Source organism: Polaromonas glacialis (genome assembly GCF_000709345.1).
In the GTDB taxonomy this organism is placed as follows: Bacteria; Pseudomonadota; Gammaproteobacteria; order Burkholderiales; family Burkholderiaceae_C; genus Polaromonas; species Polaromonas glacialis.
In genome coordinates this window covers 4,019,571-4,041,012 of sequence record NZ_KL448323.1, presented here as the reverse complement: position 1 = coordinate 4,041,012, position 21,442 = coordinate 4,019,571, and the positions used below count along the sequence as shown (strand labels likewise).

The following is a 21,442-nucleotide window of genomic DNA, read 5'->3' as shown; positions in this document are numbered from 1 at the left end:
CGGAGATGGCAGGAAATCACTCAAACCGGTAGTTGGCGCCAACCGGCTGGCCAACCCTGAGCAGATGGTCGATGCCGGCAAGCACGATGGCGTTCATGCCGAAGGTCACCGCGCCCTTGAGCCGCGCATCCTGGCGGTAGCCTTGCAGCGTGTCGCCGACCTCATGACTGCTGGCGGCGGTGGCCGGGTCGATGTCGGGGATCGGGCAGCGCGCGCACGGCTTGACCGGTTTGAGGCGGACCGGGCCTTGCCCGGTGTCAACCTGGAACTCCTCAAGCCGGTCTTCGTCATGCGGCGCCAAGGCCACTTCGCCCGGTGCATCGCCCAGCACGATGTTGGGGCGAAAGCGCTCCATGCCGACGGCGGCAAAGCCCCGGGCGGCCAGCTTGTCATTGAACTGGTCCAGCGACGCCTGGCTGATGACCAGCACCGGATAACCGTCGTTGAACTGGTTCAGGGCCAGGGCGCCACCGGTCCAGTCCAGATTGCTGATGCGCTGGTGGTCCGGGTCAAAGCGCACCATCCGGGCCGGAACGCCCAGAAAGTCGGTGAACCACTGGGCGGCAATCGGCCCCATGTCGAAGGCGGTCACGTCTTCATTCCAGATCCTGACCCGCGCCGGGGCTTCGACCTGGTCCAGCGCGATGTGCAGCGCCAGCATGCCGGGCGCGCGCAGGATCATCTCGAAACGCCTGAGCTGCGGCTTGATGAGCGCCATGCGCGGCAGCTCGCGCTGCGTCAGGAAATGGCCGTTGCCGTCCACCACCATCCAGGCGCGGTCGAATTCGAGCCCCGTATCAAGCACGATGGCCTGCTGCACCTGAACGCCGGCGCAGGACTTGACCGGATAGACGTAAAGCCCGGTGATGATGGCGGCCAAGTCGGAAGGCTTGCCTTGCGCTGCAGCGTCTGCCTTGTCCGGCACGGTTTCGTTCAATGAATCGTTCACTTTTATATCCAGTCCTTGCCGTTTTGAGGGCTGCCACAGGGAAATTCCTCGCGCTTCAACCTTCACTCCAGCCCTGCAAAGCAATGATTCTGCACTGCCTCCTAAAATGGGGCATGTCCAAAACCTTTGATGTCTGTATTCGTGGCGACGGCGTGGTGGGCCGCACCCTGGCGCTGCTGCTGGCGCGCGAGCGTCTGCGCATCGCCCTGGTCAGCCGGCCTCAGCAGGCGCCGGGCGAACTGCCCGCTGCCGATGATGTGCGCGCCTATGCCCTGAACAGCGCGTCGCGCAAGGTGCTCGACGCCCTGCGGGTCTGGCCCGATGCGCCGTTTGCCACGCCGGTGCGGGAAATGCAGGTCTGGGGCGACGATGGCGGCCAGATCGATTTCACCGCCGACAGCGTCGCGCAGGAGGCGCTGGCCTGGATCGTCGATGTACCCGCGCTGGAGCAGCAGCTGATCCAGGCGGTGCGCTACCAGCCGCAGATCGAACTGGTGACCGCGCCCGCCAAGGCCGCGCTGACGGTGATTTGCGAAGGCAAGAAAAGCGCCAGCCGCGATGAATTCGGCGTGCAGTGGACGGTCAAGGCTTATGCGCAAAAAGCCATTGCCGCGCGGCTTGAAGCCGATATGCCGCACCAGGGCATTGCGCGCCAGTGGTTCGTGAACGGCGACATCGTGGCGCTGCTGCCGCTGGGCGGCAGCGACGCGAGCGCCGTGGCGCTGGTCTGGTCAGCGTCGCTGGAGCGCGCCGATTCGCTGGAGCAGATGCCGCCGGAGCAGTTCTGCGCGGCACTGCAGGCTATTTGCGGCCCCGAGGCAGGCCAGCTGCAGTTGACCAGCGAGCGCGCCAGCTGGCCGCTGGCGCTGTCGAATGCCGGCCACTGGGTCGGCAGCGGCTGGGCACTGGCCGGCGATGCCGCGCACACGGTGCATCCGCTGTCGGGCCAGGGCCTGAACCTGGGGCTGGCCGACGCCGCCTGCCTGGCCGAGGTGCTGGCGCAGCGCGAATACTGGCGCGCCCTGGGCGATGAAAAATTACTGCGCCGCTACGAACGCGCGCGCAAGGCCGACGTGGCCACCATGGGCGCCGTGACCGACGGGCTGCACGGCCTGTTCGCCCAGAGCGATGGCCGCTGGCAGGCGCTGCGCAACTGGGGCATGAAGGGTTTCTCGCGCAGCAGCCTGCTCAAGCGCTGGGTCACGCGCCAGGCCGCCGGCCTGTAAGGCCCCCGAAGAATTCGTTGAATAACAGGAACACCATGAAACACCATCGACTGACTGCCGGCCTCAGGCTTGCAGGACTTGCCGGCCTGCTGGCCTGCACCCTGGGCTCCGCGCTGGCGCAGGAAGCCGTGATCCGCAAGAACCTGGCCGAACGGCTGCCGGCGCTCTCAAAAATCGATGAAGTCAGCAAGACGCCGATGAACGGCCTGTATGAACTGCGCGTCAACGACAGCGACATTTTCTACACTGACGCCGAAGGCAACTTCCTGATCCAGGGCAACCTGATCGACACCCGGGCCAAGCGCAACCTGACCGAGGAGCGCGTCGAGAAACTCAGCGCCATCGAGTTTGATTCGCTGCCGCTGAAAGACGCCTTCACCCAGGTGCGCGGCAACGGCAAGCGCAAGCTGGCGGTGTTTGAAGACCCCAACTGCGGCTACTGCAAACGCTTCGAGCGCGACCTGCAAAAGGTCGAAGATGTGACGATCCACACCTTCCTGATTCCCATCCTGAGCGCGGACTCGGTGGAAAAGTCGAAAAACATCTGGTGCGCCAAGGACAGGAACAAAGCCTGGCTCGACTGGATGGTGCGCGACCAGCCAGCGGCCAAGGCCAGCTGCGACACCACCGCGCTGGATCGCAACCTGGCCTTCAGCAAAAAATACAAGATCACCGGCACGCCGACGGTGTTTTTTGCCAACGGCACGCGCGTGCCAGGCGCCATCAGCGCGCAAGAAATCGAAAAGCAGCTTGCCAGCGCCACAGGCAAATAAACCCCGGGCTGGATGATTGTCCAGCCTTTTACAAACAAATAATGCCTCCAGCGCTTGTCCATCAGGCGCTTGCAGCTGCTATTTTCATAGCAAATCAGACTGCCGGATCGTAACCACCCGCACGGCCTTGGCAGGGTCTGGCGACGAAAGCTGCATGTGTTCATCGAATTACTGATTCTGTTCGGCAAGAGCTTTCTGTTTGTGCTGGCCGCGCTGCTGCCCATCCTGAACCCGGCGGCCACGGCGCCCATCTTCCTGGGGCTGACCGAGGGCGCTTCGATCAGCACCCGCGCGCTGCTGGCCCGGCGCATTGCGCGCAACATGTTTGCGCTGATGACCGGCTCGATGCTGGTGGGCTCGTATGTGCTCGATATGTTTGGCATCTCGCTGCCCATCGTGCGCGTGGGCGGCGGCCTGATCGTTGCCGCCAATGCCTGGCGCTTGCTCAACGCCAGCCATGCCGCGGACGACAGGCGTGCCGAACTGGCCGAATCGTTCACGGTCGAGCATGCGCGTCGCCAGGCTTTTTACCCGCTGACCTTTCCCATCAGCTGCGGCCCGGGCTCGATTGCCGCAGCCATCACCGTGGGCGTGTCGCTGCATGACCAGAAGCTGACACTGTCGCTGGCGCGCATGGGCGGCGGCGTGCTGGCGCTGTTTGTCATCGGCATCGTGCTGTACCTGGCGCTCAAGTATGCGCAGCGCCTGCTCAAGCCGCTGGGCGATGCGGGTTCGGTGATTTTTCTGCGCCTCTCGGCCTTCATCCTGCTGTGCCTGGGCGTGCAGATTGTCTGGGATGGGCTGGAAGAGCTGTTGCGCAGCGTGATTCAGACGCAGTCCTTCACCTGACGCCCGCCGGGGCGCTGCGCCGCTTGGATTATCCTTGCAGGCCTATGCCCGCCTCCACGCCCAACCCCTCCCCCATCCCGAAAACCCCGAAGTCCAAAAACTCCAGCAAGCCAGCCCCCGCCTTGCCAGCGCATCACTACCGCGTCGAGATTGGCGACCTGCACGCCCACCTGTTTCAGGTCACGCTGACGATTGCCAGGCCCGCCGCGCTGCAGCGCGTGTCCCTGCCGGTGTGGATACCGGGCAGCTACCTGGTGCGCGAGTTCTCCAAGAACCTGCAGGGCCTGCAGGCGCATCAGGGAAGCCGCAATCCGCATCCGCTGGCCGTGGCGCAACTGGACAAGTGCAGCTGGCAGATCGCCTGCGCGCCGGACAGTGCGCTGGTGCTGCGCTACCAGGTGTATGCGCATGACAATTCGGTGCGGACCGCCTGGCTCGATGCGAATCGGGGTTTCTTCAACGGCACCAGCGTCTGCCTGAAGGTAGAGGGCCAGGAGGCGATGCCGCATGTTCTGGAAATTCCTGCGCCCAAGGCCCTGGACGACTGGTCGCTGGCCACCGGATTGACGCCGCGAACCATCGACAGCCGGGGCTTTGGGTCTTACCAGGCCGCCGACTACGACGAGCTGGCCGATGCCCCGGTCGAGATGGGCGCGTTCTGGAGCGGCAGCTTCACCGCGCGCGGCGTGCCGCACCGTTTTGTCGTGGCTGGCGCGGCCGACAGCTTCGACGGCGCGCGGCTGCTGGCCGACACGCAAAAAATCTGCGAGGCCGAAATCCGCTTCTGGCACGGCAACCGCAAACCGCCGCACCAGAACTACCTGTTCATGCTGAACGCGGTCGATGACGGCTACGGCGGGCTGGAACACCGCAACTCCACGGCGCTGATCTGCACGCGCAAGGACCTGCCGCGCCAGGGCGACGCCAAGACTTCCGACGGCTACGCCCTGCTCCTCGGCCTCATCAGCCACGAGTATTTCCACACCTGGAACGTCAAGCGCCTGCGCCCGGCCGAGTTTGAAAGTTACCAATATGAGCGCGAGAACTACACCGAACTGCTGTGGTTCTTTGAAGGCTTCACCAGCTACTACGACGACCTGCTGCTGCGCCGCGCCGGGCTGCTGGACAACGCCGGCTACCTGAAGCGGCTGACCACCACCGTCAACCAGGTCGCGCAGGCGCCCGGCCGGCTGGTGCAGTCCGTGGCCGAGGCGAGCTTCGACGCCTGGGTCAAGTACTACCGGCCCGACGAGAACACGCCGAATGCGACGACCAGCTACTACGCCAAGGGCGCGCTGGTCGCCCTGTGCCTGGACCTGACGCTGCGCAGCGAAGGCCGCACGACGCATGAAAAAACACTCGACGACGTGATGCGCACGCTGTGGAAGCGCTGCAAGGCCGGGCCGATGCGCGAGCTGGACGTTGCCGCCGTGCTGGAAACGCTGGGCCTGCGCTCCTTTGCGCCCGAACTGGCCGCCTGGGTGCATGGCCGGGACGAGCTGCCGCTGAAAGACTTGCTGGAGCAGCATGGCGTGGCGGTGCTCGATGAACCAGCCCAACTGGCGCAGCGGCTGGGACTTCGCGTCAGTGAAAACCACAGCGTCCAGGTCAAGACCGTGCTGCGCGGCGGGGCGGCCGAACAGGCTGGTTTCTCGGCTGGCGACGAATGGCTGGGGCTGGAGTTGCCAGACCCGACAAAGCCCCAGACCGGCCGGGCGGCTGGCGCGGGCTGGCGCATGGGCAAGCTCGATGACCTGCTGCTGTATGCCGGCGAGGCAAAAAAGGTCATGGCGCTGGTGGCGCGCGACAAGCGCCTGATGCGGCTTGAACTGACCCTGCCGCCCGCGCTCACGACCTGGCGGCTGACAGTCAGGAACGAGGCGCGCATCAATGAATGGCTGGACCCAAGCGGCAAATCAGCCTGACTTTCCATCCCTGGATGGGAGGCCTCCTGCAAAATTTTGCTACTGAATTAGTAGCTGCTTGTGCATACCAGACGTGCGGAAGAGGCCTATTTTATGCTGAAAATTTGCTTGCTGCCCAAAACAAACGCGCCTAAAGCTTGCGCCCGGCTACTCGCCCCTGAAGGCTGCCGGACGCTTTTCAAGGAAAGCCGTCACGCCCTCGATGTAGTCGTGCGTTCGCGACAAGGCCGACTGCTGGTCGCGCTCCTCGTCGAGTTGCCGGTCCAGCGTGCGGGTGATGCCGCCCTGCAGCAGATGCCGGGTGGCCACCAGCGCCCGGGTCGGCATCAGCGCCAGCCGCTGGGCCAGCGCCATGGCGGCGGCCAGCGGGTCGTCGGCCACGTCCCAGATCATTCCCCACTCCTTGGCCTGCGCGGCCGGCAGCTTGTCGCCGGTCAGTGCCAGCCCCATGGCGCGCGCCAGCCCCAGCTTTTGCACCAAGAGCCAGCTGCCGCCCGCGTCGGGAACCAGCCCGATCTTGCTGAAGGCCTGGATGAAGCCGGCGGTCGGCGCGGCCACGGCCATGTCGCAGGTCATGGCCAATGACGCACCGGCGCCTGCCGCCACGCCATTGACGGCGGCCACCGTCGGCATGCGAAGCGCCAGCAGGCGGCGCGCCGTCGGGTTGAAGGCCTGCTCGATCAACGGCCCGGGGTCGGCGCGTTCGATCAGGTTGGGGCCGGGTGCGAAATCAAATTCCGACAGGTCGGCGCCAGCGCAAAAGCCCCGGCCCGCGCCGGTGATGACCAGCGCACGGACCGCCGGATCGGCTTCGGCCCGGTCCAGCGCGGCCCACAGGTCATGGTGCATCTGGCGGCTGAAACTGTTCAGCGCCTGCGGGCGGTTGAGCGTCACGACGGCGACGGCGCCCTGGACGGCATACAGCACCGTGGATTCGGTGCGGGGTACGGATTCTGCAAGGGTCATGGTTTTCTTTCTCCTGCCCTGAATTTAGCATTGCGGCCCAGGCCTTGAGCGACCCGGTTTTCCCTGCCCTGCGGGGATGAAAGCCAGCCTCGGCATGGCATGATGGAAGGCTATTTAAGGACCGCACCATGACCTATGAAACGATTGTGACGTCTACCCAGGGCCCGGATTCACGCCAGGTAGGCATCATCACCCTGAACCGGCCCAAGCAGCTCAACGCGCTCAACAACCAGCTGATGGACGAGCTGGGCGCAGCGCTCAAGGCCTTCGACGCCGACGACAGCATCGGCTGCATCATCCTGACGGGCAGCGAAAAAGCCTTTGCCGCCGGCGCCGACATCGGTGCCATGGCGCAGTACAGCTTTGCCGACGTGTACAACGGCGACTACATCACGCGCAACTGGGAACAAATCCGCAGCGTGCGCAAGGCGGTGATTGCGGCCGTCAGCGGTTTTGCGCTGGGCGGCGGCTGCGAACTGGCGATGATGTGCGACTTCATCATCGCCGCCGACAACGCCAAATTCGGCCAGCCCGAGATCAAGCTGGGCATCATTCCCGGCGCCGGCGGCACGCAGCGCCTGCCGCGCGCCGTCGGCAAGGCCAAGGCCATGGACCTGGCGCTGACCGGCCGCATGATGGACGCCGTCGAGGCCGAGCGCGCCGGGCTGGTTAGCCGCGTCGTGCCGCTCGAAAAACTGATGGACGAGGCGCTGGGCGCGGCCTTGATGATCTGCAGCTACGGCCAGCCGAGCGTGTTTGCCGCCAAGGAAGCGGTGAATCGCGCGTTTGAAAGCGGCCTGAGCGACGGCGTGATGTTCGAGCGGCGCCTGTTCCATGCGCTGTTTGCCACCGAAGACCAGAAGGAAGGCATGGACGCCTTCGTCAACAAGCGCAAGCCCGTCTTCAAGAATCGCTGAAAAATCGCCTCAAAAATTGGCTATAATTTCGCTCTTGAGGTGATATAGCTCAGTTGGTTAGAGCGCAGCATTCATAATGCTGATGTCGGTGGTTCAAGTCCACCTATCACCACCAAATTTCTCAAAAGCCCCGAAAGTCCATGACTCTCGGGGCTTTTTGCTGTACGGAGTCATTTCAAGCACAAAGTCACGCCAGCGGGCAGACCGCTCCGGGCTGGCCGTCTTCCTCCATCGGCGCATTGTCCCCAACTGCCAAGCAAAGCGCGCAAGGTGACGGACAGCCATTGCTACTGAATTGATAGCTGCTTTCGCACGCAAGCCGTGCGCAAAAGGCATATTTAATGTTGAAAAAAAGGCTACTCAGCTTGCTTGGCTCGAACTGCCGTCTTTTCTTTTGTCATTGCGGGCCTGACCCGCAATCCACGGCGCCCCAACAAGCCGCAATCAGGCAGCAGCTGGAATTCGCCGCGTGTTTGGCGGTGCGTAGATGGATTGCGGGTCAGGCCCGCAATGACAGAGGGCAGAAAAAGCCGTTTGCCAGTCAAAACGCATGCGCTCTGGCTGGCGCCTGCCGTCCCAGGCTTTGCTTTTTTACTGCATCTGGTGCGCCAGCCCATGCTTGTCCATCAGCCGGTACAGCGTCATGCGGGAAATGCCCAGTTCGCGGGCTGCATGGGTGATGTTGCGGTCAACCCGTCCGAGCGTGAGGGAAATCGCATTGCGCTCGGCAAGCGTGCGCACTTCATCGAGCGCGGGACCGGTGGACGGGTCCTTCACGCTAAAACCCAGGTCGCACGGCGTGATGAAACGCTGGTCGGTCATGACCACGGCCCGCTGCACGCGGTTGAACAGTTCGCGAACATTTCCAGGCCAGTCATGCGACATCAGGCTGGCAATGGCCTGCCGGCTGAAGCCTTGCACCGGCCTGCGGTGCCGATCTGCCCGGCAGCACTGCAGGAAATGCTGGGCCAGCATCGGAACATCGGCAAGACGTTCGCGCAGGGAGGGAACGGTGATCGGCAGGACATTGAGGCGGTAAAACAAATCCTCGCGAAACCGGCCTGCCGCCACGGCCTGTGACAGTTCCACATGCGAGGCGGCAATGACCCGGGCATTGACTTCCAGGCTCCGGGTCGAGCCCACGCGGTGAATGGTGCGCTCCTGCAGAAAGCGCAGAAGGTTGGTTTGCAGTTCCAGCGGCAGGTCGGTGATCTCGTCGAGAAACAGGGTTCCGCCGTTGGCCGATTCGATCAGCCCCTGCTTGCCCGCCGTCGCGCCGGTGAATGAACCGCGCTCATGCCCGAACAGTTCGGTGTGGATCAGCGAGGGCGAAATCGCACCGCAGTTCACCGCGACAAACGGCCCTGAAGCCCGCGCCGAGCCCTGGTGGATGGCACGCGCCGCCAGCTCCTTGCCGGTGCCGCTTTCACCGCCGATGAGCACGGGCGCTTCGCTTTGCGTGACCTTGCGGATCTGCTGGCGCAACTGGGCAATGGCAGCGCTGCTTCCGACCATTCCCATGCTGTTGATGACCTCCGGCGACACCTCCTGGCGCTCGCGCAGGCGGGAGCGCCGAAAGGCATGGCCCAGCGTCAGGTCCAGCACGCGCCAGTCCACAGGCAGGGTGTGGTAGTCAAACAGGCAGTCCAGCGCCAGCTGGCGAAGCACCGCGCTGTCCAGCGCTTGCGGCGTGAACACGCCCACCCATTCCACCTCGGGCGACGAGCGCAGGAGTTGCTGGACGGCAGTGAGGCGGCTGGCCGCAAGATGACCGAGCAGCAGCACCCCGACCTGCGCCGAAGCCTGCGCCAGAAGGCGTTGCGCTTCAGGCAGGTCGGTCGCGTGCCAGGCATTCCAGCCCTGTTCGCGCAAATGATCTTCGATACCCGCGCAGGCATCGCCCAGATTGACGCAAACAACATTTTTCAATTTCCCAACCCCTTCAAAACAAGGACATGGGAACCTTCAGGTTCACGGTCAGGTCAGGCGTGTCCCGCGTCATTCCCGCGCCCACCGTGAGGCTGAAAGTCGTCTTCTCGCTATACCGGTAGGAGTAACCCAGCAGCAGGCTGGCCAGCTGCGTGCGCACCGAGCCGCGCACCGGATCGCCGTTCTGGCGGGTCCGGCCCACCGAATTGAGATCGACCCCGATGCTGAGCGAAGACTTGTCGTTCAGCGCCAGTCCGACGCCGAAATTGGCGCCCAAGATGCCGCCGGGCTCGACGCTGCCGATGGCCTCGCGCTCGCCATTCAGCACCAGCCGGCTGACGTTGCTGCGCTTGAAATTGTGGGTGTAGCTGAAGCCGCCAAAGAAGACCGCCGGGTCGGAGGGAAACAGCCAGGTCAGGCCCGGCTGCAACGAATAAAAACCCGAGCCGGTCGGCAAATCGAGCGGCAGGCCGGTTCCGGTGGTGTTTCCCAGGCAGCGGGTCACGCAATCGGTCACCACCTCGAACGGGTCCTTGCCGGTGCGTGACTTGAAGCGCAGGGTGCCCAGAAAATAAGGCTGGTTGGCGCCGCCTTCGTTCAGCTGGTAGCGGGCTGCCACCTCAATGTCGCCGATGGACTTGCCGCTGTTGTTGAAGGCGTTTTCCGTCGCTGAACCGGTGAAGATCTCCCGGCTGATGGAGGCATCGGACCGGTACACATAGGGCAGCCGGGCTTCGAGTTCGAGCCGGTTGCTCAGGCCGTAGCGCGTCGTCAATGCGCCGGTGACGGTGTTGCGCTTGACCTCGCGCACATCGACCAGGCCAATCAGCAAGGCCGGAATGATGGTGTAGCCCACCAGCGCCACCCGGTTGCTCGACGAATAGCCGTATTGCAGCGATGGCTCCAGGACGAATTTTCCTTTGGGCGTCAGGATGCCTTGCTGGTCAAACAAGGGGGCGACAACCGGTGGCTGGAACTCCTGGGGAGGCGCACTTCCCACCTGAACGGCGCGCCGGTCGGTATCGGGCGTTCGGGATGCAGCCGCCGGCTGAGGCGCTGGCTGGCTAGCAACCGGACGGGGTTCCGGCCCCAGCAAGCGCTGCAATTCACGCTGCCGCGCATCCTGTTCGGCGACGGCCTGCCTGAGCGTCTCGATCTGGCGCGCCTGGTCGTCAAGTTGCTGCCGGAGCTGTTGGATGCTTGCCTCGCTGCCTGCTGCGGGAACACGCTGTGCGTGCGAGACGGCCGTGAAGGACAGCAGCGAACAGACGAGAACTGTTGACGGCTGCCCAAGTCGATTTATTTTCATGACGCTCCTCCCTTCTTCTTGTCGTCCGCATCGCGTGGGCGGACACCTTTTGCCAGCCGTAGCGTAGACCATCCGATCAAGAGATCGAGCAATAAAAAACCGAAAATAAAAGTAACTTCTTGCTTGAAAAAGCAATCACAGCTTCAAGCAGTCGCACGGATGAGACAGTTGCTCCGCCCCTTTCCACGGCCCTTGAATCCCTGCGCCGAACCTCTGAAACGGCTCTCTTTTTATCAGTTTGCGCTTGGTTCAAGAGCGGGCATTTCCTTCAAAGCGTCTCAGGATTGAGACAGTCGTCCTTGAAACATTTCTTTCGTCTTGCCGGGAAACTTTTTGTCCCCGTGGCTAAAAGCCGGGCCTGTGCTGGAGCCAGGCCAGCATGAAACCATGCCTATGGATCAGGTGTCACGCAAGCGTGACAGTTGCGCCGTTCCATCACCCTTCAAGGTATTCACCAAGCACATCAATTTCTCATCTTTTTTTTATTTTCTCTTCTGAGTTTGTCGATTTAACGATTTTGTTGATTTCTTTGGCATCGAAGTTGCTGTTTGTGCCCTCGATTTGCGGCCACGCATTTCAACCGGGAATGTTTTTCAAATCGACGTTCATCAATTCAAGGAGATTTCATGAAAAAGACACTTTTGGCTTCGGCCGTGGCGGTGGCGTTTGGCTTTAGCGGAGGGGCTTTCGCGGTCAGCGACCAGTCCTCCGTGATTGGCGACAACACGTCCACCACCACCACGACCAGCACGTCCGTTCCCACCACCACCACCAACAATTCGGACAACAGCGCCAACAAAGGCTCGGGCGCTGCACTGGCCAGCGCGGCAAGATCGGCAGCGGTCAACAACGGCGCGACCGGCCTGTTCACCAATGCCTTCAACCAGTCCACGGCGACGGCCACCAGCAGCCTGACGGGCACGGTATCGGGCAATGCGGTTTACGGCCTGGGCAATACGGCCTACAACACGGGCAGCGCACAGGGCGGCACGGGCAACGGCGGCCTTGGCGGTGCTGGCGCGACGAGCCAGGCCACGGGTACAGCTGCCGGGGGCACGGGCAACGGCGGCGCTGGCGCGGCGGGCGCGGTCGGCGGCACGGCGTCCAATGGCGCCATCAACCATGGCAGCGCCTACAACGGCAACGCAACCGCGGGGGCAGGTGCCACGGGCACGGGCGGCGCGGCCGCCGGAACCAGCAGCGGCGGACCAGTCACTGCCAACAGTGGCAGTGGCGGCAACAGTGGCAGCGCCAATGGCGGCCTCGGTCTGGGCCTGGGGCTTGGCGCAGGCCTGGGCGTGGCCACGGGCGGTGATGCCGGTGGCGGCGGCGGGACGGGCGGCGGCGCTGGCGCTGGCGGACTTGGGGCAGGCCTGGGACTGGCGAGTGCTGCCGGCGGCGGTTCCGGGGCTGCTGGCGCCGGTGGCGCTGGCGGTGCGCCCTCCAGCACGGGCGGTACCACTACCCCCGTGGCAGGACTGGGCGCTGGCGGCGCGGGCGGCGCCGCGACCAACGGCAGTGCCACCAATGGCAATGCCAGCAACGGCAACAACACCGCTGGCAATGGCGGCAGTGGTGGCAGCGGCACGGGCGGCACGGGCGGTGCGGGCAATGGCGGCGTCAACACGGCAACCGGTGGCAATGGCGCCACCGGCCAGGGCGGAACGGGCGGCGCCGGCGGGTCGAACTACGTCACCGCCGGGACGTTCACCCTGGCCAACACCATGACCAGCGTCGGACAATCGGCGGCCGGCATCATGCTTGCAAGCCAGAACAGCGGCGTCTCCTCGCTGGTCCAGCAAAGCGTGAACGTCCAGGCCAACCTGGCCGTCGGCAAGTAAGCCCCACCACCGGCATGGGCCCCGGGCGCCAAAGCCCAGGCCCCTGCCGGCGTGCCGCCACCGCACACCAAAGGAATGAAAATGAAATTTCTTGACCGCTTGTGGCTCGGATGCAGCGTGCTGGCCCTGCTGCTGCCCGTGGCCGCGAAGGCGCAGACAGCCGTGCCGCAAGCTGATGAAAGCACGCAGTCCGGCCGCCCTGCAGGCTTCTCCAGCCCGGTGGCGCTGGCCACGCTGGAACAACAGCGCGGGGGCGCGCAGGGCATGTCCACCGACCTCAAACTCAGCGGCATGACGGCCGGCAACTCGGCCACCCATGTCGTCACCGGAACCAATGACATCAGTGCGGGCGCGTTTGCCAACATGAGCGGGCTGCCGGTGGTCATCCAGAATTCTGGCGCCAACGTGCTGATCCAGAATGCGGTCATCGTCAATCTGCAGATGAACTGACAGGAACTGGCTGTGCGAAAGCTGCTTGTACCCGTCTGGTTTGCCGCCCTGGCAGCGACCGCTGCCGCGCAACAGGCTTACCTGCCGTCCATGGGCGGTGGCGATGTCGTCATGCCCGTCACCAGCATCCGGCAGTCGCGCCTGGCGGGCACCGTGCTGCAGCAGTACGACTTCAGCTGCGGCTCGGCGGCCGTGGCAACGCTGCTGACCCATCACTACGGCCTGGCGGTGTCGGAAACCACGGTGTTCGAGGCGATGTTCCGGCAGGGCGACCAGCAAAAAATCCGGCGCGAAGGCTTTTCGCTGCTGGACATGAAGCGTTTTCTCAAATCACAGGGCTTTGAGGCCGACGGCTTCGAGCAGCCCCTGGACAAACTGCTGGAAGCGCGCGTGCCCGCCATCGTTCTGGTCAACGAGAACGGTTACCGCCATTTTGTCGTGGTCAAGGGGCTGCGCGATGGGCGCGTGCTGGTCGGTGATCCGGCCAACGGCACGCGCGCGATGCCGCGTGCCGGTTTTGAAGCCCTCTGGCAGGGCCGGCTGCTGTTTGTCATCCACAACCGCATGGAGCAGGCCAGGTTCAATCAGGCGGCCGACTGGCGCGCGGCACCCCGGGCTCCGCTGGCCGCTGGCGTCAACCGCGACGGGCTGGAAGGCGTGACGCTGCCCGCCCGAGGCCCGGGAGATTTCTGATGCAGAGCAGCAAGGCCCGGACCGTCCCGAAGCGTCGCAGTCGCTGGCTGCTGCTGCTCCCTGGCCTGTGCGCCTTTTTTTTAGCGGGCGGCTGCCAGGCGCAAAATCTCGCCCCGCAGCCTGAAAAACACACCTGGCTCGCCGTCAGCAACCGGACGCTGGAGCAGCTTCGCGGCGGCTTTGACGTGGCGCCGGGCCTGACGGTGTCATTCGGCGTCAGCCGTGCGGTCATGGTCAATGGCCAGTTGCTCACCAGCACATCGTTCCAGGTCGATGACATTGCCAAACTCAGCGCGGCACAGGCCCGGCTTGCGGGACTGCAGAGCGGCCTGGCATCGCAGGTCGTGCAAAACGGCCCGGGCAACACCATCGCGCTGGGGGCCGCTGGCATTCCCCTGGGAATTTATGTGCAGAACACACTGAACCAGCAGACGATACACAGCGAAACCGTAATCCAGGCGGCAAGCAGCGGCCTGAGCATGGTCAAGAGCCTGAACCTTCAGGCCACGCTCAGCGAATCGATCAACAACGCCATCAGCAACCGTTGACGCCGCACAAGCGGTCGTCAACAGGCCGGGCAAGCGGCCGCGAAGCGCCAGGACAAAAGAGTATTCTTGGCCGATGAACAAAACCCCCGTGACCGTGGCGGCCTGAACCCCGATGTACCCCGGCGAACGCTTCAACAGCATCACGCACCTGGTCGGCGCGGCGCTGGCGCTGGCCGGCTCGGTGGTGCTGGTCGTGCTGGCGGCCCGCCTGGGCGACCCCTGGAAAATCGTCAGCTTCAGCATTTACGGCGTGATGCTGGTCGCGCTTTACGTGTTCTCGACGCTCTACCACAGCGTGCGCGGCCCGGCAAAAAACGTCTTGCGCAAGTTTGACCACTACTCCATCTACCTCTTGATTGCCGGCACCTACACGCCGTTCGCGCTGGTGTCGCTGCGGGGCGTCTGGGGCTGGTGGATGTTTGGCGTGATCTGGGGACTGGCGCTGGTGGGCATCGTGCAGGAAATCTGGCTGGCCAAGGGCGCGCGAATCGTGTCGCTGATCATTTATATACTCATGGGCTGGTTGGCCATGGTGGCGGTGATGCCGCTGTGGCGCGCCTTGACGCCTGCCGGCTTTGCCTGGCTGGTGGCGGGTGGCGCCTGTTACACGCTTGGCATTGTGTTTTATGCCCTGGACCACAAGGTGCGCCACGGCCACGGGCTGTGGCACCTGTTCGTGCTGGGCGGCAGCATCTGCCATTTTTTCACCGTGCTGCTTTATGTGGCCTGACGACCCGGACCGAATGACCGCATTTTTCAGCTCTCTTTTCCCATGCCCCGGCGCGTGGCGCTCCTGCGACAAGAAACAGCGGGCGCAACGCCCTTTAATGCCATGATGCAGTCATCTGCCAGGCTCCACCACCACAACACCACACGCGCTGCGGCCGTGCCAGTTTCATGAACACTGCTTTCACCCATACCCACACCTACACCTACACCCATGTCCCTTCGCCGCGCCGCATCATCGTCGGCATCTCGGGCGCCAGCGGGGCCGTCTACGGCGCGCGCCTGCTGCAGGTGCTGCTGGACACGCCGGGCGTCGAGTCGCACCTGGTGGTGACAGACGCCGGCTGGCACCATCTGCAGAACGAACTGAACATGGACCGTGATTTCATCGAACGCATGGCTGGCCAGGTGCATGACGTGCGCGATGTCGGCGCCTCGGTTGCCAGCGGCTCGATGGCCAATAGCGCCATGGTGATCGCGCCGTGCTCGGTGCGCACGCTGGCAGCGGTGGCGCACGGGCTGGGCGACAACCTGCTGACGCGCGCGGCCGACATGATGCTCAAGGAGCGCCGCCGCCTGGTGCTGCTGACCACGGAGGCGCCCCTGCACCTGACGAACCTGCGCAACATGCTCAGCGTGACGGAGATGGGCGGCATCGTCTGCCCGCCGGTGCCCGCCTTCCACCTGCATCCGGAAACCCTGTGCGACCTCGTCAACGACACCGTGGCCCGCACGCTCGACCTGCTCGATGTGCCGCACAGCCTGTCGCAGTACGACAGCGACGTCGAACTGGCCGAGGCGGCCTGAAGCGCCTGGCGTCAACGGTTTTCGCTTGCGCCGTTTTGCTGACGGCGCGGTCAGCAGCCACAGCGTCCCGAAAGGAATGGTTAGTCTGCGGCCTGAGATAATGGCGGGCTTTCCCAACCCAGCCTCTGGACACACACCATGAACCGCTGCACACCGCACACCCTGGCCCTATTGGCCGTTCTGGCCGCATCGGCCCTCTTGGCGGCCTGCGCCAAGGACTCCACCGGCGGCGCCTTCGCCGTCCGGCAATTTCCCGCAGCCGCCCTGCGCGGCGAAATGGTGGTGACCGCGCCGCCGGTCATCACGCTGGATGGCAAGCCCGACCGGCTGTCGCCCGGCGCGCGCATCCGCGACGCCAACAACATGCTGGTGCTGTCTGGCGCGCTGGTGAATCAGAAGGTCGTGGTCAACTACCTGCGCGAAAACGCCGGCAATGTCCATGAGGTCTGGATTCTGAACCCTGCCGAAGCCAGATTGAAACGGCCCAACACCAAGGCGTCGTGGTTCAGCTTTGGCGGCGCGGCGACCCCCACCACGACAGCGCCTTGAGACGCTGCGGGCCAGCCGGCCAGCCGCTGTTTTCCTGAATTTATCAATCAAACAAGCCGTTTGCGCAATACCCACGTGCGCAAGCAGCTATCAATTTAGCAGTTCGCCATGTCCAAAAAAGTCTTTATCAAAACCTTCGGCTGCCAGATGAACGAGTACGACTCGGACAAGATGAGCGACGTGCTGCATGCCGCCGAAGGCTACGAGAACACGCCCAACATCGACGAGGCCGACCTGATTTTGTTCAACACCTGCTCGGTACGCGAGAAGGCACAGGAAAAGGTCTTCAGCGACCTGGGCCGCGTCAAGCACCTCAAAGCCAAAGGCGTGCTGATCGGCGTCGGCGGCTGCGTGGCCAGCCAGGAAGGCGAAGCCATCATCGCGCGCGCGCCCTATGTCGATGTGGTGTTCGGCCCGCAGACCCTGCACCGCCTGCCGCAACTGCTCGCCAGCCGCGCCCGTCTGGGCAAGCCGCAGGTGGACATCAGCTTTCCGGAAATCGAAAAGTTCGACCACCTGCCGCCGGCCCGGGTCGAAGGCGCCAGCGCTTTTGTCAGCATCATGGAAGGCTGTTCCAAGTACTGCAGCTACTGCGTCGTGCCCTACACGCGCGGCGAGGAAGTCTCGCGGCCGTTCGAGGACGTGCTGGTCGAGGTCGCCGGCCTGGCCGACCAGGGCGTGAAGGAAGTCACGCTGCTGGGCCAGAACGTCAATGCCTATCGCGGGACGATGGGCGGGACGGCGGAGATTGCCGACTTTGCCACGCTGCTTGAATACGTGTCGGAGATTCCAGGCATCGAGCGCATCCGCTACATCACCAGCCACCCCAACGAATTCACGCAGCGCCTGATCGACGCCTATAGCGCCCTGCCCAAGCTGGTCAACCACCTGCACCTGCCGGTGCAGCACGGCAGCGACCGCATCCTGATGGCGATGAAGCGCGGCTACACGGCGATGGAATACAAGAGCACGATCCGCAAGCTGCGCGCCATCCGGCCCGACCTGGCGATGAGTAGCGACTTCATCGTCGGCTTTCCGGGCGAGACCGAGGATGACTTTGAAAAGCTCATGAAGCTGGTACACGATGTCGGCTACGACACCTCGTTCAGCTTCATCTTCAGCCCGCGCCCCGGAACGCCGGCGGCAAACCTGGCGGACGACACGCCGCACGAGGTCAAGCTGCGCCGGCTGCAGCACCTGCAGGCGGTGCTCGACGACAGCGTTCGCGCCATCAGCGCCAGCCGGCTTGGCACGGTCCAGCGCATCCTGGTCGAGGGCGCGGCACGAAAAGACCCGACCGAGCTGATGGGCCGCACCGAATGCAACCGGGTCGTCATTTTGAAAGGCCAGCCGCGCCTGATCGGCCAGATGGTCGATGTGCGCATCACCGAGACCAGCCAGCGTTCCCTGCGCGGCGAAGTTTTGACGCAAGGCCACGCCCTTGCGGCCTGAGCGCGCCTTCCAGCACCCGCCCGCCAAGCCCATGCTGCAGCGGTTTTCATTCCGGCCCCTGCTGGTGATTGCCTTCCTGCTGATTGCCGCCCTGCTGGGCACGGCTTCGGTGCGCGCGCTGTTCGCGCTGGAAGACCTGACGCTGCAAAGCCGCGACAACGCCGCCAGGGCACTCGACCTGAGCGGCGCGGCGCAGTCGCTGCGCGAGCGCAGCGTGTCGATGGAACGCTCCTCGCGCCAGTCGGTGGTGCTCGATGACCGCATTCTGCGCCAGCGCTTTCGCGACGAAGCCCGCGATGCCTCCGCCATCCTCGCGCGGCTGGCGCAGGAAGAAATTCCCGCTGCCAAAGAAAAGCCGTGGCGCGCGCACCTGGACACCATGCTCGACCTGCTCACCGGCCCGCTGGACACGGCGCTGGACCGCGAACACCAGCTGGCGCAGGAATTTCGCGAACTGGAAAGCATCAACACCGCCATCGCCCTTCAGGTGCAGCAAGCCATCCAGCAGCGCAACCGGTCGCTGCAGGACCGGCTGGAGACCAGCCGCCAGCACCTGGCGCAGCAGGTGACCTGGGCCATCGTGCTGGCGGTCTTCATGGCGCTGGCCTTCGGCGTGTGGTTCACGCGGCCGCTCAAGCGGCTGGAAAACGCCATCGTCGGCCTGGGCGAGAACCGGCTCGACGAGGTGATCGCCATCAACGGCCCCGCCGACCTGGCGCTGGTCGGCGAGCGGCTGAACTGGCTGCGGCTGCGCCTTAGCGAGCTGGACGCCGACAAGTCGCGCTTCCTGCGCCACATCTCGCATGAACTCAAGACGCCGCTGGCGTCGCTGCGCGAAGGCGTGTCGCTGCTCGAAGACGGCGTGGCCGGCCCGCTGAGCCACGACCAGCGCGAAATCGCGCAAATCCTCAAGCACAACACCGGCGTGCTGCAAAGCCAGATCGAAGACCTGCTGCGCTTCAACACGGCGGCGTTCGAGGCGCGCCAGCTGCGCCGGCAAACGGTTGACCTGCTCCAGCTGATCGAAGACCAGGTCGATGCGCAGCGCCTGCAATGGCGCGCCCGGGAACTGACGGTCAACGTCAAGGGAGAGCCGCTCAAAATGGAGGTGGACCCGGAAAAAATCGGTACCGCGCTCGCCAACCTGCTGTCCAACGCCATCCGCTACTCGCCGCTCAAAGGTACGATTGAGCTTTCACTGAGCCAGCAGCCTGGCCTGGTGCATATCGACATCGAGGACCAGGGGGCCGGTGTCGCGCCAGCGGACCGGGAACGCATTTTCGAGCCCTTTTACCGGGGCGAGCGCCAGCCGGATTGGGGCGTTCGCGGCAGCGGGATCGGGCTGTCGATCGTGCAGGAATACATTGCCGCGCACGGCGGACGCATCGAGTTGCTGCCGCAGGAAGCGGGCTCCCATTTCAGAATCGAGTTTCCCCATGTTTACAAGAGCTGAGATTTTTTCGTGCTTCGGCCGGACCGGCTGGCGCCTGCCAGGCGCCACGCTGGCGGCGGCCCTGCTGGCGGCCTGCTCGCTGGTTCCGCCGCCCCAAGGCGTCCAGCCCGCAGCGCCGGCCCCGGCGGCGCCCGCCAGCAGCGCCGCCGCCAACGGCAACGCAGCAGCGCCGTCCGCGCCGGGCACGGCGCCAGCGCCCGAGCGCGACGCGCTGGTCCGCGTGCTGGCCTATGCAGACCGTGTCCGTTCGATGTCCAACGCAGAACTGAACCAGGAAGTCGCGCGTCTGGGCAATCCCTACATCCCCGCCAGCCAGCTGCAGCTGGCCATCGTGCTCGGCCAGCTGCGCCAGACGCCGGAGTTGATACGGGCGCAGGAGGTGCTCACGCGCCTGCTGGCCAATCCCGACGCCGAAGCCCAGGCGCTGCATCCGCTGGCCCGCCTGCTGGCCACCCGCTATGGCGAACAGCGCCGCATCGAAGACCTGCTGGAAAAACAGAACCAGCAAACCCGCGAGGTCCAGCGCCGGCTCGACCAGACCAATGAAAGGCTGGAAGCGCTCAAGGCGATTGAACGCAGCCTGACCAGCCGCGCCGCCGTGCCAGCTGCGTCGGCACCCGCCAGCCGTGGCCGCACGCCCGCACCCGCGCCATGAGCCCGGCGCCTGTTGCCCTCTCGCCAACGGCAGCCCACCTGCTGGTGGTTGACGACGACGCCGACATGCTGCGGCTGCTGACCATGCGGCTCACGGCGGCGGGCTACCGCGTCACCGCCGTCACCTCGGCCGAGGCGGCGCTGACCGAACTGCAGCTCAAGCGGCCCCAGCTGGTGCTCAGCGACGTGCGTCTGCCCGGCAAGGACGGGCTGGCGCTGTTCGACGACATCCGCACCCTGCACCCTTCCCTGCCGGTGATTTTGCTGACCGCGCACGGCACCATTCCCGACGCGGTCGAGGCGACCGAGCGCGGCGTCTTCACCTACCTGACCAAACCCTTCGACGGCAAGGGCCTGCTCGACAAGATTGCCGAAGCGCTGTCGCTGAGCGCGCCGGCACATCCGGCCCGCCACGGCAGCTTTGACGCCTGGCAAACTCGCATCATCAGCCGCTCCAGCCGCATGGCCGAGGTGCTGGCCGAAGCCCACATGGTGGCCGCCACCGATGCCAGCGTGCTGCTGCGCGGCGAAAGCGGCACCGGCAAGGAGCTGCTGGCCCAGGCGATCCACCAAGCCAGCCGGCGCGCCGCCAGGCCCTTCATCGCGGTCAACTGCGGCGCCATTCCGGAGGCATTGCTCGAATCCGAACTGTTCGGCCACGTCAAGGGCGCCTTCACCGACGCGGTCAACAACCACAAGGGGCTTTTCCAGGCGGCCGACGGCGGCACGCTGCTGCTGGACGAGATCGGCGACATGCCGCCGGCGCTGCAGGTCAAGCTGCTGCGCGTGCTGCAGGAGCGCGAGGTGCGGCCGGTGGGCGCCAGTCAGTCGATTCCGGTGGACGTGCGCATCATCTCGGCCACGCACCGCGACCTCGATGCCGCCATGGAGGCCGGCGATTTCCGCGCCGACCTGTACTACCGGCTCAATGTCGTGACGCTGAGCCTGCCGCCGCTGTCCGAGCGTCGCGAGGACATACCGCTGCTGGCCAACCACTTCCTGGTGACGCTGGCGGCCAAGTACCACAAGCGCCTGAGCGGCTTTGCGCCCGAAGCGCTCAAGGCCTTGGGCACCGCCGCCTGGCCGGGCAATGTGCGCCAGCTCTACAACGTGGTCGAGCAGGTCTGCGCCCTGTCGAGCACGCCCTTGGTGCCGCTGGCGCTGGTCCAGCGCGCGCTGCGCTCGCCAAGCATCCAGGTGCTGACCTTCGCCGAGGCCAGGCAGCGTTTCGAGCGCGACTACCTGGTCGGCCTGCTCAAGCTGACCGATGGCAACGTCGCCGACGCCGCCCGGCTGGCCGACCGCAATCGCACCGAGTTTTACCGGCTGATGCAAAAGCACGGCCTCACGCCCGGCCACTTCAAGGCCGACAGCTCGCAGCCGTCCCCGGAGTGAGTCGCTTTCTGGCGACAGGCTAAGCCCTTGA

The 21,442-nt window shown here is 64.8% G+C and carries 20 protein-coding genes and 1 tRNA gene; 17 read left to right on the top strand and 4 right to left on the bottom strand.

Going from position 1 to position 21,442, the window contains the following annotated elements:
- Nucleotides 1-16 precede the first annotated feature (16 nt).
- On the bottom strand, nucleotides 17-925 hold the full coding sequence (locus EC86_RS0119725; RefSeq protein ID WP_029527598.1) for an MOSC domain-containing protein: 909 nt from the start codon (nucleotides 923-925) through the stop codon (nucleotides 17-19).
- Between the two features lie 137 nt (nucleotides 926-1,062).
- Here EC86_RS0119725 and EC86_RS0119720 point away from each other — a divergent pair, with 137 nt between their 5' ends.
- The 4 genes from EC86_RS0119720 (at nucleotide 1,063) to EC86_RS0119705 (ending at nucleotide 5,722) form a co-directional block, all read left to right on the top strand.
- Nucleotides 1,063-2,175 (top strand): FAD-dependent monooxygenase, encoded by a 1,113-nt coding sequence (locus tag EC86_RS0119720; RefSeq protein WP_029527597.1) that lies wholly within the window; start codon nucleotides 1,063-1,065, stop codon nucleotides 2,173-2,175.
- A 35-nt stretch (nucleotides 2,176-2,210) separates the two neighbouring features.
- Entirely contained in the window at nucleotides 2,211-2,948 is a 738-nt protein-coding gene (locus tag EC86_RS0119715) for a DsbC family protein (protein WP_084181460.1), read from the top strand.
- 156 nt (nucleotides 2,949-3,104) lie between these two features.
- A complete protein-coding gene (locus EC86_RS0119710) occupies nucleotides 3,105-3,797 on the top strand; it encodes a MarC family protein (protein ID WP_029527595.1) in 693 nt (230 codons plus the stop codon).
- Between the two features lie 44 nt (nucleotides 3,798-3,841).
- A complete protein-coding gene (locus tag EC86_RS0119705; protein WP_051676078.1) occupies nucleotides 3,842-5,722 on the top strand; it encodes a M61 family metallopeptidase in 1,881 nt (626 codons plus the stop codon).
- 147 nt (nucleotides 5,723-5,869) lie between these two features.
- On the opposite strand, the gene EC86_RS0119700 is transcribed toward EC86_RS0119705, so the two are convergent.
- Nucleotides 5,870-6,688, bottom strand: a complete 819-nt coding sequence (locus EC86_RS0119700; RefSeq protein WP_029527593.1) for an enoyl-CoA hydratase-related protein — start codon at nucleotides 6,686-6,688, stop codon at nucleotides 5,870-5,872.
- A gap of 128 nt (nucleotides 6,689-6,816) precedes the next feature.
- Between EC86_RS0119700 and EC86_RS0119695 the strand changes: the two genes are divergently transcribed.
- Nucleotides 6,817-7,605, top strand: a complete 789-nt coding sequence (locus EC86_RS0119695) for an enoyl-CoA hydratase (protein WP_029527592.1) — start codon at nucleotides 6,817-6,819, stop codon at nucleotides 7,603-7,605.
- 38 nt (nucleotides 7,606-7,643) lie between these two features.
- Nucleotides 7,644-7,720: transfer RNA gene (locus tag EC86_RS0119690), tRNA-Met, on the top strand.
- Nucleotides 7,721-8,196: 476 nt separating this feature from the next.
- Here the strand turns inward: EC86_RS0119690 and EC86_RS0119685 are convergent.
- Together EC86_RS0119685 and EC86_RS0119680 are read right to left on the bottom strand one after the other, a co-directional pair.
- Complete coding sequence (locus EC86_RS0119685) at nucleotides 8,197-9,534, bottom strand: sigma-54 dependent transcriptional regulator (protein ID WP_232229940.1); 1,338 nt, start codon at nucleotides 9,532-9,534, stop codon at nucleotides 8,197-8,199.
- Between the two features lie 13 nt (nucleotides 9,535-9,547).
- Nucleotides 9,548-10,843, bottom strand: coding sequence for an acetate kinase (locus tag EC86_RS0119680; RefSeq protein ID WP_084181458.1), 1,296 nt, complete (start codon nucleotides 10,841-10,843; stop codon nucleotides 9,548-9,550).
- Between the two features lie 626 nt (nucleotides 10,844-11,469).
- On the opposite strand from EC86_RS0119680, the gene EC86_RS29000 reads away from it, so the two are divergent.
- The 11 genes from EC86_RS29000 (at nucleotide 11,470) to EC86_RS0119620 (ending at nucleotide 21,411) form a co-directional block, all read left to right on the top strand.
- The gene (locus EC86_RS29000; RefSeq protein WP_029527589.1) at nucleotides 11,470-12,684 is read left to right on the top strand and encodes a hypothetical protein; all 1,215 of its coding nucleotides are present in this window, start codon (nucleotides 11,470-11,472) and stop codon (nucleotides 12,682-12,684) included.
- Between the two features lie 81 nt (nucleotides 12,685-12,765).
- A complete protein-coding gene (locus EC86_RS0119665; protein WP_029527588.1) occupies nucleotides 12,766-13,134 on the top strand; it encodes a hypothetical protein in 369 nt (122 codons plus the stop codon).
- Nucleotides 13,135-13,140: 6 nt separating this feature from the next.
- Nucleotides 13,141-13,827: a C39 family peptidase gene (locus EC86_RS0119660; protein ID WP_036772461.1), complete on the top strand. Its 687-nt coding sequence runs from the start codon at nucleotides 13,141-13,143 to the stop codon at nucleotides 13,825-13,827.
- Nucleotides 13,827-14,375, top strand: coding sequence for a hypothetical protein (locus tag EC86_RS0119655; RefSeq protein WP_051676077.1), 549 nt, complete (start codon nucleotides 13,827-13,829; stop codon nucleotides 14,373-14,375). The genes EC86_RS0119660 and EC86_RS0119655 overlap by 1 nt, the downstream gene beginning before the upstream one ends.
- A 112-nt stretch (nucleotides 14,376-14,487) precedes the next feature.
- Nucleotides 14,488-15,105, top strand: a complete 618-nt coding sequence (gene trhA / locus EC86_RS0119650; RefSeq protein ID WP_029527585.1) for a PAQR family membrane homeostasis protein TrhA — start codon at nucleotides 14,488-14,490, stop codon at nucleotides 15,103-15,105.
- A gap of 167 nt (nucleotides 15,106-15,272) precedes the next feature.
- On the top strand, nucleotides 15,273-15,908 hold the full coding sequence (locus tag EC86_RS26345; RefSeq protein ID WP_029527584.1) for a UbiX family flavin prenyltransferase: 636 nt from the start codon (nucleotides 15,273-15,275) through the stop codon (nucleotides 15,906-15,908).
- A 138-nt stretch (nucleotides 15,909-16,046) separates the two neighbouring features.
- Complete coding sequence (locus EC86_RS0119640; protein WP_029527583.1) at nucleotides 16,047-16,457, top strand: hypothetical protein; 411 nt, start codon at nucleotides 16,047-16,049, stop codon at nucleotides 16,455-16,457.
- A 108-nt stretch (nucleotides 16,458-16,565) separates the two neighbouring features.
- On the top strand, nucleotides 16,566-17,909 hold the full coding sequence (miaB, locus tag EC86_RS0119635) for a tRNA (N6-isopentenyl adenosine(37)-C2)-methylthiotransferase MiaB (RefSeq protein WP_029527582.1): 1,344 nt from the start codon (nucleotides 16,566-16,568) through the stop codon (nucleotides 17,907-17,909).
- A 31-nt stretch (nucleotides 17,910-17,940) separates the two neighbouring features.
- Nucleotides 17,941-19,362, top strand: coding sequence for a sensor histidine kinase (locus EC86_RS0119630; protein WP_029527581.1), 1,422 nt, complete (start codon nucleotides 17,941-17,943; stop codon nucleotides 19,360-19,362).
- Entirely contained in the window at nucleotides 19,346-20,017 is a 672-nt protein-coding gene (locus EC86_RS0119625) for a hypothetical protein (protein ID WP_029527580.1), read from the top strand. The genes EC86_RS0119630 and EC86_RS0119625 overlap by 17 nt, the downstream gene beginning before the upstream one ends.
- Nucleotides 20,014-21,411, top strand: coding sequence for a sigma 54-interacting transcriptional regulator (locus EC86_RS0119620; RefSeq protein WP_029527579.1), 1,398 nt, complete (start codon nucleotides 20,014-20,016; stop codon nucleotides 21,409-21,411). Before EC86_RS0119625 ends, EC86_RS0119620 begins: the two co-directional genes overlap by 4 nt.
- Nucleotides 21,412-21,442 lie beyond the last annotated feature (31 nt).